We start from the raw sequence: 12,104 nt of genomic DNA, 5'->3' as shown, positions 1-12,104 counted from the left end.
GGAGCGAAGCGGAGGGCAAAAGGTATGGAGATTCTGAGCAGTCGCCTGATCCTGCGGCCGGTGGACTATCAGCGGACGCTGGAGTTCTATCGGGACACCCTCGGGCTGGCGATTGCCCGGGAGTATCCGGGCGGCACCGTCTTCTTCGCGGGACAGGGGTTGCTCGAGGTGGCGGGGCATGGCCGCGGGGAGGGCCCGGCGGGGTTCGCGGGGGCGATCTGGTTACAGGTGCGCGATTGCGCGGACGCCGCCGCGGAGCTCACCCTCGCGGGTGTGGTGATCGATCGGAAGCCGACTCTCGAACCGTGGGGTCTGGTGGAGATGTGGGTGCGCGATCCGGACGATGTGCCGATTGTGCTGGTGGAGATCCCGGCGGATCATCCGATTCGCCGCGACACGCGAAAGCCTTAGCACGCGAGTAACTGTGAGGCGTGTCGGGGGGCACCGGTTAACGCGATGTGAACGCCGTAGCGCAAACTGGACGGCGTGTCTGCCGAACTGCTCGTTCTGCTGATCGTTGTTCTCACGGCCCTGGTATTCGACTTCACCAACGGATTCCATGACACCGCGAACGCGATGGCCACCTCGATCGCCACCGGTGCGCTCCCCCCTCGAACTGCTGTACTTCTCTCCGGCGGGCTCAATCTCGTCGGCGCGTTCCTCAGCGTCGCGGTGGCGGCCACCGTCGCCGAGGGCATTGTCGACCTCTCCGAGGTGAGTGGACGGGCCCTGCTCGACATCGTCTTCGCGGGCCTGGTCGGCGGCATTCTCTGGAATCTGTTCACCTGGCTGTTGGGTTTGCCGTCGAGTTCCTCGCACGCGCTCTTCGGCGGTCTGATCGGCGCCACCGTCGCCGCGCTGGGCTGGGACGGGGTGATCTGGACCGCGGGCAGCAAGGGCGTGCTCGCCAAGATCATCATTCCGGCCCTGGCCGCGCCCATCGTGGCCGCGCTGGTCGCCGCGCTCGGCTCCTGGGCGGTCTACCGGATCACCGGTCGCAGCAATGGCAAGACCGTGGAGAACGGCTTCCGCTGGGGGCAGATCGGCTCCGCCTCACTGGTCTCGCTCGCGCACGGCACCAATGACGCGCAGAAGACCATGGGCATCATCTTCCTGGCGCTCATCGCGCACGGATCGGCCAAGGCCAGTGATCCGCTGCCGCTGTGGGTCATCGTCTCCTGCGCGGTCGCCATCGCGCTCGGCACCTGCCTGGGCGGCTGGCGCATCATCCGCACGCTCGGCAAGGGCCTGGTCGATATCGCGCCGCCGCAGGGCTTCGCCGCCGAATCCACCAGTGCGGCGATCATTCTCACCTCGGCGCATTTCGGCCTGCCGCTCTCCACCACGCAGACCGTGACCGGATCCATCCTGGGTTCGGGTATCGGACGGCCCGGCGCGGAGGTGCGCTGGGGAGTGCTGGGGCGCATGGTGGTGGCGTGGGTGCTGACCCTGCCGCTGGCCGGTGTGGTCGGCGCGGTCTGCTGGGGCATCCTGCACGCCATCGGCGGCACCGCCGGTGTGCTGGTGGTCTTCGCACTGCTGATCGCCATGGCCGCGCTGATCTGGCGGCGCTCCAAGCAGACTCCGGTCAATTCGCACAATGTGAATGCCGACTGGCAGGACGAGCCCGCCGTGGCGCCCGCACCGGTGCGCAGCGATGACACCGTCGGCAATGGAATCGGATAGGAGCGACGCCGTGCACACCTTCCTGTCCAATATCAGCGATCTGTGGCGGGTCACCTTGGCCGCCTTGGTCTTCGGGGCCGGACTACCGGTCGTCTTCGCTTTCGGTATCCGCTATCGCGCCCAGATCGACGACGGCGCGACCGGTTCCGCCCGTACCGTGGCGGTCGCGGTCTCCGCGCTCTGCTTCGCCGTGGTCATGATCGCGGTGGTGGTCGGTGTGCTCTTCATCGCACGCGGCTTCCTCGCGACCCGGCTCGGTATCCATCTGCTCGGCGCGTGACGCCACGGGAGAGAAAGGCACGCTGGTGACCACTCCGGAACAGCCGAACTCCGATCCGGCTCGCACCCCGCCGCGCTCGAATGTGCTGCAGAAAGTCCTGGACTGGCTCAAAGCCGGGTATCCGCAGGGCATTCCGCAGTCCGACTACGTGGCCCTGCTCGCGGTGCTGCATCGTCGGCTCACCGATTACGAGGTGCACCTGGTGGTTGAGGAGCTCGTCAGCGAGCGCGTGGCCACCGGCGAGATCGAGCGCGCCGATATCGAGGCCGCCATTTCCCGAGTTGCCAAGGAACAACCCGGCGAGGACGATATCGCTCGGGTGGCCTCCCGGCTGGCAGCCGGTGGATGGCCGCTGGCGACACCGACGTCCGACTGACCGAAACACTCCCCTACCCCGGCCACGGACCCCACAGGTGCACGGCCACCCCACGACATGACACGATCGCGAACGTGAGCAATACCCTCCGCACCCTGCCCATGCCCACCGGTGCATCGGTAGGCGACGTATTGCCGCACCTGCGGGAAGCCCTCGAGGGCAACGGCCCCGCATGGCTGCCCGTACCCACCGCCGACCGCCGTGAAGCGCAACGCCTCAGCGGCAGTCTGCGCCCCGGCGAGGAGATCGACGATGCGGTGGCGCTGGTCGTCACCACCTCGGGCACCACCGGAATCCCCAAGGGCGCCATGCTGTCCGCGGCCGCCCTGCGCGCCAGCGGCGAGGCCACGCACGACCGGCTCGGCGGACCCGGACAGTGGTTGCTGGCGCTGCCGACCCATCACATCGCGGGCATCCAGGTGCTGCTGCGCAGCATTCTGGCCGGCACCGAACCGGCCGTCCTCGATGTCTCGGGCGGCTTCCTGCCCGAGGGGCTGGCCGCCGCCATCGGCGGTATGCGCGGACCGCGCCGCTACACCTCGCTGGTACCGACCCAGCTGATCAAGGCCCTGGACGAACCGGTCGCCGCGGCCGCGCTGGCCGACCTCGACGGCGTCCTCATCGGTGGTGCGGCCACCCCGAAACCGGTGCTGGAGCGCGCTCGCGCCGCGGGCATCACGGTCTTTCGCACCTACGGTATGAGTGAGACCTGCGGCGGCTGCGTCTACGAGGGAATTCCCTTGGACGGCACCGAGGTTCGCATCGAGAACGGCCGAGTCCTGCTGGGCGGGGCCATGCTCGCCGACGGCTACCGCAATCAGCCCGATCATCCGGCCTTCGCCGAACCCGGCTGGTTCCGCACCGAGGACGCGGGCAGCTTCGAGAACGGCGTGCTGACGGTCACCGGGCGACTCGACGAAGCGATCATGACCGGCGGCCTGCTGGTGCTGCCGCAGGTGGTCGAGGCCGTGCTCATCACGCATCCGGCCGTCTCCGAATGCGTGGTCCTGGGCCTGCCCGACGCCCGCCTGGGCCAGCGTGTGGTCACCGCCATCGTGACGGCACCCGGTGCGACGGCACCGACCCTCGACGAACTCCGCGAACACGTGGTCGCCGAACTCGACGCCATCGCCGCACCCCGCGAACTCGCTGTCCTGCAAGAACTCCCACTGCGCGGCCCGGGCAAACCCGACCGCGCCGCGCTGCGCGAGTACCTCCAGTCGACTTCCCGCAACTGACCGCCCCGTAGCTCCAGGCGGGCCGAATCGGCGGACCGAATCGGCCGGGCAACGCGTTTGCGATCAAAGGGGATACCGCCGCTCGCAAGCCCTTGCGCCGGGGGCTTGCGTGATCGCGCAATAGCCGTGCAAGCCGCGTGTAAGCGCAGGTCCGCAGAGTGTGCGTCATGACTTCTTACACACCTGCTGAGGCACTCGCCATCGAGGCGAATGACCTGGTCAAGATTTTCGGGGAGCAGCGGGCTGTCGACGGCGTGAGCCTGGCGGTTCCGCGGGGCGCCGTTTACGGCGTGCTCGGCCCCAATGGAGCCGGTAAGACCACCACCATCCGGATGCTGGCCACGCTGCTGCGCCCGGACGGCGGCAGTGCCCGCATCTTCGGTCGTGATGTGCTGACCGAGCCCACCGCGGTGCGCTCGCTGATCGGCGTGACCGGTCAGTACGCGTCGGTCGACGAAAAGCTCACGGCCACAGAGAATCTCATTATCTTCTCGCGACTGCTCGGACTCTCCAAGGCGGATGCGCGCCGCAAGTCGGCCGAACTGCTGGAGGAGTTCGGACTTCAGGAGGCCGCCAACAAGGCGCTGGAGAACTTCTCCGGCGGTATGCGCCGCCGCCTGGATCTGGCCGCCAGTCTGATCTCCACTCCCCCGCTGCTGTTCCTGGACGAGCCGACCACCGGTCTGGATCCGCGTACCCGCGCCCAGATGTGGGAGACCATCCGCCGCCTGGTCCGCGAGGGCTCGACGGTGCTGCTCACCACCCAGTACCTGGACGAGGCCGATCAGCTGGCCGATCGGATCGCGGTCATCGACCGCGGCAAGGTCATCGCCGACGGCACCTCGGACGAGTTGAAGGGTTCGGTCGGCCTGTCCGCCCTGCAACTCACCCTCGAGGACCGGGGCCGCATCGATGAGGCGCGCGCCCTGGTCTCGGAGTACCTGTCCCGCGCCGAGGGCAAGGCCGTCGAGGCCACCGTCTCCCCCGAAGCGGGCCGCATCACCGCTCCCCTGCCCGATCCCGCCATCACCACCGACATCCTGATCCGATTGCGCGAGCACGATATTCGGGTCGAGGAGATCAACGTCAGCAAGCCCAGCCTGGACGAGGTGTTCTTCGCACTTACCGGTCACGGCGCGGAAGACGACACCACCGATACCGAAAAGAGCGCGGCATGACCACCACACTCACCGCCCCCGGAAAGCACACGGCCGTCACCACGGTCCCCATTCCCGAGGTCAGCAATCACATCAGTCTGAAGAAGACCGCGCAGAACTCGCTCACCATGGCGTACCGCGGTTTGCTCAAGATCCGGCACAATCCGGAACAGCTGTTCGATGTCACCGTGCAGCCGATCCTGTTCACCGCGCTGTTCGCCTTCATCTTCGGCGGTTCCATCGGTGGGAGCGTCTCGGCCTATCTGCCCCTGTTGATTCCGGGCATTCTGGTACAGACGGTGGTGCTGACCTCGGTCGCCACCGGCACCCAGCTGCGCGAGGATATGGACAAGGGCGTCTTCGACCGCTTCAAATCCCTTCCCATCGCCCGTATTTCGGCACTCTCGGGTGCGCTGCTGGCCGATATGGTGCGCTACGGCCTGGCCACCACGCTCACCGTGATCGTCGGCCTGGCACTCGGCTACCACCCCGAGGGCGGCGTGCTCGGCGTCGTACTCGCCGGACTGGTCGTGGTGTTCTGCTCCTTCGCCATCAGCTGGATCTGGGCGCTGGTCGGCGTCACCGGTAAGAGCGCGGCCTCGGTGCAGGGCATCTCCATGATGATCATGTTCCCGCTGACCTTCATGGGCGGCACCTTCGCACCGGTCGGCAATATGCCGGGCTGGCTGCAGGGCCTCAACAAGGCCAATCCGGTCTACTACATGGTCAATACGGCCCGCGAGCTGATGAACGGGACCGGCGTCACCGCCAATCTGGCCTGGTCGCTCATCGGCGGTGTCGTGGTGATCATCGTCTTCGCCCCGCTCGCACTGCGTGCCTATATGCGCCACGCGTGAGCTGAACTCCACCCCCATGCCCGTCCACCGGATTCCGGTGGGCGGGCATTCTGCCGTGTGTATGGGCACGCCTGTTATGGTCGATCCGGTGAATTCCCATCCAGCCCCGCGCAGCCGAAAGTCGTTTCGGCTGTCCTGCGCCGCGCTGTTGACGGGATTGTTCGCAATACTCGGATTGATCGCCGCGGTCGCGGATTGGGGCTCGGCGCAACAGATTTCCGTGCAGGCGGTGACCGCCCCGGGCGATACCGTGGCGAGTACCCACGCGCCCTTCTGTGAGCGGCACGATCAGCCCGGACAGGATCCGCTCGGCCAGGTGACGGCGCCACCGCGCGCCACCGGAGATCAGCTGCTCACACCCGTATTCGCGCTGATTCCGGAACTCCCTGCCACCCAGCGGCTTTCGTATGACATCGCCCCGCGCGGGCCGACCCTGCCGATGACATCTCCCCATCTGACGACGGTGCTGATCATTTAGGAGACCCGGCGTACAGCCATGTCTTCACGCATATTCGACGTCATTCAGGACCGAAGTAGTCCAGGGGTATTCGCATGTCCGAAATCAGCAAGAACAGCACGAACAGCAATAGGAAACTCTTCGCGGGACTCGCGGTGTTCGCCGCGGTCTGCCTGCTCGCCATAGCCGCTTTCCAGATGATCGACGGCAATGACGAACCGGAGACGAAGGCCGCCGCGGCGGAGACCAATCCCATGTTCGCCGAACTGGCGAAGCTGGCCCGCCGGGAGGCCAACGATCCGCTCGCCCTCGGCAAGATCGATGCCCCGGTGGTGATGATCGAGTACTCGGACTTCCAGTGCTCGTTCTGCCGTACCTTCGGACGCACCATCGAACCGAAGCTCATCTCGAAGTATGTGGAGCAGGGCGTGCTGCGCATCGAATGGCGGAACTTCCCGATCTTCGGTCAGGAGTCCGAGAACGCGGCCCGCGCCGCCTGGGCCGCCGCACAGCAGGGCCGATTCTGGGAATTCCATCACATCGTGCAGACCGGCGCGCCGGAGCAGAAGAACACCGGTGCGCTCACCCCCGACCTGCTGGCCGAGTTCGCCGCACAGGCGGGCGTGCCGAATATGGCGAAGTTCCGCGCGGATCAGGAGTCACCGGCATCCGCCGCCGCGGTACAGCGTGATGCCCGCGAGGCGTACGCACTGGGCGCGTCCTCCACCCCGACCTTCCTCATCAACGGCCGGCCGGTGCTGGGCGCACAGCCCATCGAGCAGTTCTCGGCCGTTATCGACGCCGCGTCGAATGCCGCGAAGAACAGCCCGGAGCATGCGGAATGAGTGGCACCGTAGGCTTTTTCGCGGCCTTCCTGGGTGGTCTGCTGGCGTTGGTGAGCCCGTGCAGCGCGCTGCTGCTGCCCAGCTTCTTCGCGTACTCGTTCGATTCGCAGGGCAGGCTACTGGGCCGAACCGCCATGTTCTATCTCGGCCTGGCCACCACGCTGGTGCCGCTTGGAATCGCGGGATCGTTTGCAGGGCAACTGTTCTCGAATAATCGCGAGCTGCTGATCACCATCGGCGGCTGGACCATTATCGGCCTGGGCGTCCTTCAAATCCTAGGCCGCGGTTTCGCTTTCGGCTTCGCCCAGCGCGCGGCGGCGAAGCGGGGCCGGCCCGAGCGGTCGGGCGCGGTATACCTGCTCGGCCTGGTCTACGGTCTGGCCGGATTCTGCGCCGGGCCGATTCTCGGCTCGATTCTGGCGGTGGCGGCCGTCGGCGGATCGCCGATCGAGGGCGGATTACTGCTCGCGGTCTACGCGCTCGGTATGGCCGCGCCACTGTTCCTACTGGCCTCGCTGTGGGACCGCTTCTACTTGGGTCAGCGAAAGTGGTTGCGCGGCAGCAGCTTACGAATCGGCAAGCTGGAGTTGCACAGCACCTCACTGATCTCCGGGGTGTTCTTCATCCTGCTGGGCGCGGTCTTCCTACTCTTCGACGGCACCTCGGCGCTGCCGAGTCTGCTCGGCGCGGATACCGAATTCCAGGTGGAGGCAATGGTGCAACGCTTCGGGCAGGCCGTCTCCGATACCACCGTGCTGCTGATCCTCGGTGCGATGGCGCTGGGACTGGTGGGCTGGCGACTCTGGCGCGCGGAGACCCACGCCGACGAGTACGCCGAGCAGGACTGATCCGGGTCAGCGGTTCCGCCGGAATTCGTTCAACAGCTCGAAGATGCGCGGTGGTGCCGTGCGGCGGTTGAAGGGCACCGCCGCACGCACCGCCGCCGCCATCCGCTCCGCGCCGACGGCGGGCTGATGGAACTCCCGATGCCGCTGCCAGTGCATGGACGGATAGTCTTGGCGCGGAAATACTTTCGGCGCGAGGGCGAATAATTCCAAACCCGGATCGGAGCCGCCGTCGATGGTGAGCAGGTAGGTTCCGACCGCGGTGGCCACCGCCCCGATCTGCGGCAGATCCCGATAGTGCCCCAGCTTGGGCAGCGCGGATTCGACCAACTGATCGACGAGTTCGGCCACCGTGTCGGCCCGGCCGTGCAGCACATGGGCGTCGATCACGGCGGAGGCCGTCATCAGATCGCCGGGCCCGGGCGCGACCATCCCGTTCGGCCAGGCCATCGACTCGAGGGACTGCCGGTAGCGGGCCAGTCCGGTATCGATATCGCCCTCGGCCAGTTCGATCTCCGCCAATCCGGCGATGACGGTGGCCCGCCGATGGTTGGGCTGCACGGAGGCGCTCATATCGGCCGGATCGATGCCGACGCCGGGTAGCACCGGCATCAGTTCCCGGCGGGCCCGCTCGACCTGGCCGCACCCCACCAGTGAGACGGCGAGATAGCTGCGGATCTCGATACTCTCCTCGTAGGCCTGCAGTTTGACGAAGATGTCCGCGGTGCGCTCGTAGTACGCCACGGACTTGGCGTAGCGCGCGGACTGCCCGTACATACCGCCCAGGTGCTGGCACACCATGGCGGTGCCCCACAGATCGTCCTGTGCGCCATTCTCCAAGGCGTGCACCGCGTCTCGGATGGAGCCGTGCACATCGCCGGAGTTCTCCCGGGTATTGGCGCGCAGCAGCAGCGCCGCGACCCGGGTGTGCACATCCGGCGATCGCACACCGTCATTGAGTTGGCGGGCCAGTTTGCGGCTGTCCATCGGGAGCGCGGCGGTGGTGCCGAGGAACCGGAAGACCGGACTCAGCGAATCCCCGGCGCGCACCAGTCGCCGAATGCGGCTGCGCACACGCATCAGATTGCGATTGTCGTCACCCGCGTCGCCGCCCATGTACATCAGGTGCAGGCCCAGGATGAGCTGGCCGAACATCTGCAGATCGGCCTCTTCGGTACCGAGCGGACCGGTGCGCATGGGCATGGCCGCGATCCGGCCGGTCCAGGAGATCAACTCCAGATGCGCGCCGCGCATCACCCACAGCAGCGCCAACACCGGATACACCGCGTGCGCGGTGACGGCATCGCGGCCGTCGACGGCGTAGCGCAGGACCGCGTTCAGATTGTCGACCTCAGAGGCGACACCGAGCACCACCGCCACCTGATCCTCGGTGTGATAGCGGCGCGCCGATTCGATCGCGAATTCCCTTGCCCAGCTTGCCATCCGGTCCATCACCCGATCGGCTTCGCCGGTGGCCACCAGCTGTTCCTCACCGAATTCGCGCACCGTCTCCAGCATGCGGTAGCGGGTGCCGTCGTATTCGGTGTCGTCGGATTCCAGCACGGTGAGCAGGGATTGGCCGACCAGGCCGTCGACGGCGATCGCGGCATCGATATCACCGTCGGCGAGTATCGCCTCGGCCGCGGCGAGGGTGAATCCGGCCGGGAAACGGCAGAGCCGCCGCAACGCGGTGCGCTGTTCACCGTCGAGCAGATTCCAACTCCACTCGATGACCGCGTGCAGGGTGCGATGCCGCTCCGGCGAACTGCGATCCCCACTGCGCAGCAGGGCGAATCGATGATCGAGGCGGGACTCGATCTCCTCCACACTCATGGTGCGGGTGCGCGCCGCCGCCAGTTCGATGGCCAGCGGCAGTCCGTCCAGGGTGCGGCAGAGCCGGGCCACCACCTCGGGGTCCAGACGCACCGAGGGCCGGACCGCACGGGCCCGCGCGATGAACAGTTCGGTAGCCGGGGAGCCGTGCGCGTCAATGGTCAACGGCGGCAAAGGGTATACCGTTTCGGCGGTGATCTGGAGCGGCGCGCGGCTCGTGGTGAGTACCGTCAGCTGATCGCTGGAGCCCACGAGATCGGCGACCAACTCGGCCACCGCGTCCACCAGATGTTCACAATTGTCCAGGATCAGGAGCATCGGCCGGGAGGAGAGCGCCTCGCGCAACCGGCGTCCCATATCCCGATTGTGGTTGGCCCGCAGGATATTCGTATCGCGGCTGAACTCGCCCACCCCGAGCGTCGCCGCGATGGCGGCCTCGATCTCCATCCGGGTCTCGGCCACCCCCGCCGGATCGGCGCGCAGCGAGGCCAGTTCGACCAGCGCCACCGCTCGCTCGTCCGCCACCCGGGCACCGAGCTCATTGGCGACCCGGGTCTTACCGGTGCCGCCCGGCCCGAGCACCGTGGTCACCCGCGATGCGTGCAGCAGTGCCTCCAGCGCATCGATATCCGCCTCACGACCGAGCAGCGGATTGGGCGCGGCCCGTAGGCCGATCGGCCCGCCGACGACCTCCGCGGCCTCGGCGCGCGAGGAGACCGCATAACTCGCGGTGGCCGTCAGCTGCGATAACCGGCCCGCCGAGGTCGGCCCCGGCCAGGTCGATTCGGCCTCGGCGGGCGCCGAGCTCCGCCCGTCACTCGCCCCGCCGGTGCCGTGCGATTCACTCGGATCGGACACCCTCGGATGGGAATATCTCTGCGCCGCAGCGGAATTCCCGTCCACCGGGTAACCCGATCCGGAGTCCCGAGCGGTGCCGGACCCGGTCCGGCCGAACGATGGAGCCCCCGAATCACCCGATGGCTCAGCCGAATACGTTTTGCCGGGATACCCCTGCCCCCATGATGCGTTCGCCCGCACCGCGTTACCCGATCCCGCCGGATAATCCGCGGCACCGTACCGATCGCCTCCTGCGGGCGGGTTCTCGCGGCCGCGACCGGGCGACAGCGCGGGCCGCGGACCCGGGAGCGGCTCGCCGCGCAGCAGGGCGGTATTCATGGCGGTGAGCGCCGGGCCCGGGTCCGCGCCGAGTTGGTCGACGAGGCGGGTTCGGAGGGACGCGAACACATCCAGGGCCTCATTGCCGCGACCGGCGGCAGCGAGTAGTCGCATGAGGGTGGCGTGCGCGGGCTCGTCGAAGGGCTCGGCGGCGACGGCGATGCGCGCCAGGGCGAGTGCGCCCGCCAGGTCACCGACGGTTTCGCGGGCCTCGAGTTCGAGGGTGTCCAGCCCCTGCCGCCGGGCGGTGGCGAGTTCGCCGAGTTCGTCGGCGACCGAGCCGGACGGCAGGTCGGCGGCGGGCTCACCGCGCCAGAGCGCGCGGGCCTCGGCGATCAGGGTCAGGCAGGCGGCATCGTCGCCGCTCTCATGTGCTTGGCGCGCTTGGGTTTCCAACTGTCGAGCCAGGGTCAGATCGACCTGATCGGCGCGTAGCACCAGGCGGTAACCGGCCGGGCCGATCTCCAGCGCACCCTCGGGCAGCGTCGAGCGCAGCCGGGAGACCTGCGTGTGCAGCGCGTTCATCGGCGCGCGCGGCGGATCCTCACCCCATACGTCGTCGATGAGGGCCTGGGCGCTGCGACTACGGCCCGGATGCGTGGCCAGCGCGGCGACCAACAGCCGCGCCCTGGCTCCGGGTACGGGTGCGAGGCCACCGTCACGCCGGACGGCGACCTCCCCCAGTAGGGCCAGTAGGACCGTGTCGCCCGTGGGGGCCCGCCGGGTGGTACCGGCACCGCTGGAACTGCCTGTTTCCGAAAACATTCCTCGCCAATCGTAGGTGAGTGCCGCCGGAGGTGCCTGATTCGCCGGATGCGTCGGTGCGGTCGCCTACCCTGAAGATCATGACCGACTTCGACATCGTGCGGGAAACGGTCATCAAGGCCGATCCCGCCCGGATCCGAGCACTCGTCAACGACTTCCAGCAGTGGCAGCAGTGGTCGCCGTGGGAGGGTCTGGATCCGACCATGGAACGCACGTACAGCGGGGCCGATCGCGGTATCGGCGCCCGGTACGCCTGGAATGGCAATCGCAAGGCCGGGCGCGGCGATATGGAGATCACCTCCGAGACCTCGCAGGCCGTCGGCATCCGGTTGAACTTCGAGAAGCCGATTCGCAATACCAATCAGGTGACCTTCGAGTTCATCGCGCGGCCCGAGGGCACCGCGGTCAGCTGGCGGATGACCGGTCAGCGCGGTGGGCTCATGGCCCTCATGGCCAAGGTGATGCCGATGGATCGCATGATCGGCAAGGACTTCGAGAAGGGCCTGGCCCAGTTGAAGGCCGCCGCCGAGGCGTGAGGACAAACCCGCCACCACACTGGCGGGTACTGCCGGAACCCTCGCACTAGGCT

Annotated in this window: 12 protein-coding genes; 11 read left to right on the top strand and 1 reads right to left on the bottom strand. The window is 67.6% G+C overall.

The features are described from left to right. Window positions 1-24: 24 nt before the first annotated feature. The 10 genes from OHB26_RS14475 (at window position 25) to OHB26_RS14430 (ending at window position 7,744) form a co-directional block, all read left to right on the top strand. On the top strand, window positions 25-411 hold the full coding sequence (locus OHB26_RS14475) for a VOC family protein (protein ID WP_330184683.1): 387 nt from the start codon (window positions 25-27) through the stop codon (window positions 409-411). Between the two features lie 75 nt (window positions 412-486). Next, window positions 487-1,686, top strand: a complete 1,200-nt coding sequence (locus tag OHB26_RS14470; protein WP_330184682.1) for an inorganic phosphate transporter — start codon at window positions 487-489, stop codon at window positions 1,684-1,686. A gap of 10 nt (window positions 1,687-1,696) precedes the next feature. Next, the gene (locus tag OHB26_RS14465; RefSeq protein ID WP_330184681.1) at window positions 1,697-1,966 is read left to right on the top strand and encodes a hypothetical protein; all 270 of its coding nucleotides are present in this window, start codon (window positions 1,697-1,699) and stop codon (window positions 1,964-1,966) included. A gap of 25 nt (window positions 1,967-1,991) precedes the next feature. Next, window positions 1,992-2,342 (top strand): DUF3349 domain-containing protein, encoded by a 351-nt coding sequence (locus OHB26_RS14460; RefSeq protein WP_067567029.1) that lies wholly within the window; start codon window positions 1,992-1,994, stop codon window positions 2,340-2,342. A 101-nt stretch (window positions 2,343-2,443) separates the two neighbouring features. Continuing rightward, a complete protein-coding gene (gene menE / locus OHB26_RS14455) occupies window positions 2,444-3,580 on the top strand; it encodes an o-succinylbenzoate--CoA ligase (RefSeq protein WP_330185642.1) in 1,137 nt (378 codons plus the stop codon). 167 nt (window positions 3,581-3,747) lie between these two features. Next, complete coding sequence (locus OHB26_RS14450) at window positions 3,748-4,758, top strand: ATP-binding cassette domain-containing protein (RefSeq protein WP_330184680.1); 1,011 nt, start codon at window positions 3,748-3,750, stop codon at window positions 4,756-4,758. Beyond that, complete coding sequence (locus tag OHB26_RS14445) at window positions 4,755-5,594, top strand: ABC transporter permease (RefSeq protein WP_330184679.1); 840 nt, start codon at window positions 4,755-4,757, stop codon at window positions 5,592-5,594. Before OHB26_RS14450 ends, OHB26_RS14445 begins: the two co-directional genes overlap by 4 nt. A gap of 88 nt (window positions 5,595-5,682) precedes the next feature. Further along, a complete protein-coding gene (locus OHB26_RS14440) occupies window positions 5,683-6,072 on the top strand; it encodes a hypothetical protein (RefSeq protein WP_330184678.1) in 390 nt (129 codons plus the stop codon). Between the two features lie 74 nt (window positions 6,073-6,146). Next, window positions 6,147-6,896: a DsbA family protein gene (locus tag OHB26_RS14435; RefSeq protein ID WP_330184677.1), complete on the top strand. Its 750-nt coding sequence runs from the start codon at window positions 6,147-6,149 to the stop codon at window positions 6,894-6,896. Further along, complete coding sequence (locus OHB26_RS14430) at window positions 6,893-7,744, top strand: cytochrome c biogenesis CcdA family protein (protein ID WP_330184676.1); 852 nt, start codon at window positions 6,893-6,895, stop codon at window positions 7,742-7,744. Before OHB26_RS14435 ends, OHB26_RS14430 begins: the two co-directional genes overlap by 4 nt. Before the next feature lie 6 nt (window positions 7,745-7,750). On the opposite strand, the gene OHB26_RS14425 is transcribed toward OHB26_RS14430, so the two are convergent. Then, window positions 7,751-11,515 carry an AfsR/SARP family transcriptional regulator gene (locus OHB26_RS14425; protein WP_330184675.1) on the bottom strand — a complete coding sequence of 1,255 codons (3,765 nt, stop codon included), beginning with the start codon at window positions 11,513-11,515 and terminating at the stop codon, window positions 7,751-7,753. Window positions 11,516-11,595: 80 nt separating this feature from the next. On the opposite strand from OHB26_RS14425, the gene OHB26_RS14420 reads away from it, so the two are divergent. Next, window positions 11,596-12,051, top strand: coding sequence for an SRPBCC family protein (locus tag OHB26_RS14420; protein ID WP_330184674.1), 456 nt, complete (start codon window positions 11,596-11,598; stop codon window positions 12,049-12,051). The last annotated feature ends 53 nt before the right edge of the window (window positions 12,052-12,104 follow it).

This window comes from Nocardia sp. NBC_01503 (assembly GCF_036327755.1).
Classification (GTDB): Bacteria; Actinomycetota; Actinomycetes; order Mycobacteriales; family Mycobacteriaceae; genus Nocardia.
The sequence above is the reverse complement of the archived record's forward strand: the minus strand, read 5'-3'. Positions and strand labels throughout refer to the sequence as shown.

What these genes read in the sequence shown, in the direction of transcription:
- OHB26_RS14475 (WP_330184683.1), top strand. Translation starts at nt 25, where the DNA reads ATGGAGATTCTGAGCAGTCGCCTGATCCTGCGGCCGGTGGACTATCAG.
- menE (WP_330185642.1), top strand. Translation starts at nt 2,444, where the DNA reads ATGCCCACCGGTGCATCGGTAGGCGACGTATTGCCGCACCTGCGGGAA.
- OHB26_RS14450 (WP_330184680.1), top strand. Translation starts at nt 3,748, where the DNA reads ATGACTTCTTACACACCTGCTGAGGCACTCGCCATCGAGGCGAATGAC.
- OHB26_RS14445 (WP_330184679.1), top strand. Translation starts at nt 4,755, where the DNA reads ATGACCACCACACTCACCGCCCCCGGAAAGCACACGGCCGTCACCACG.
- OHB26_RS14435 (WP_330184677.1), top strand. Translation starts at nt 6,147, where the DNA reads ATGTCCGAAATCAGCAAGAACAGCACGAACAGCAATAGGAAACTCTTC.
- OHB26_RS14430 (WP_330184676.1), top strand. Translation starts at nt 6,893, where the DNA reads ATGAGTGGCACCGTAGGCTTTTTCGCGGCCTTCCTGGGTGGTCTGCTG.
- OHB26_RS14425 (WP_330184675.1), bottom strand. Translation starts at nt 11,515, where the DNA reads ATGTTTTCGGAAACAGGCAGTTCCAGCGGTGCCGGTACCACCCGGCGG.
- OHB26_RS14420 (WP_330184674.1), top strand. Translation starts at nt 11,596, where the DNA reads ATGACCGACTTCGACATCGTGCGGGAAACGGTCATCAAGGCCGATCCC.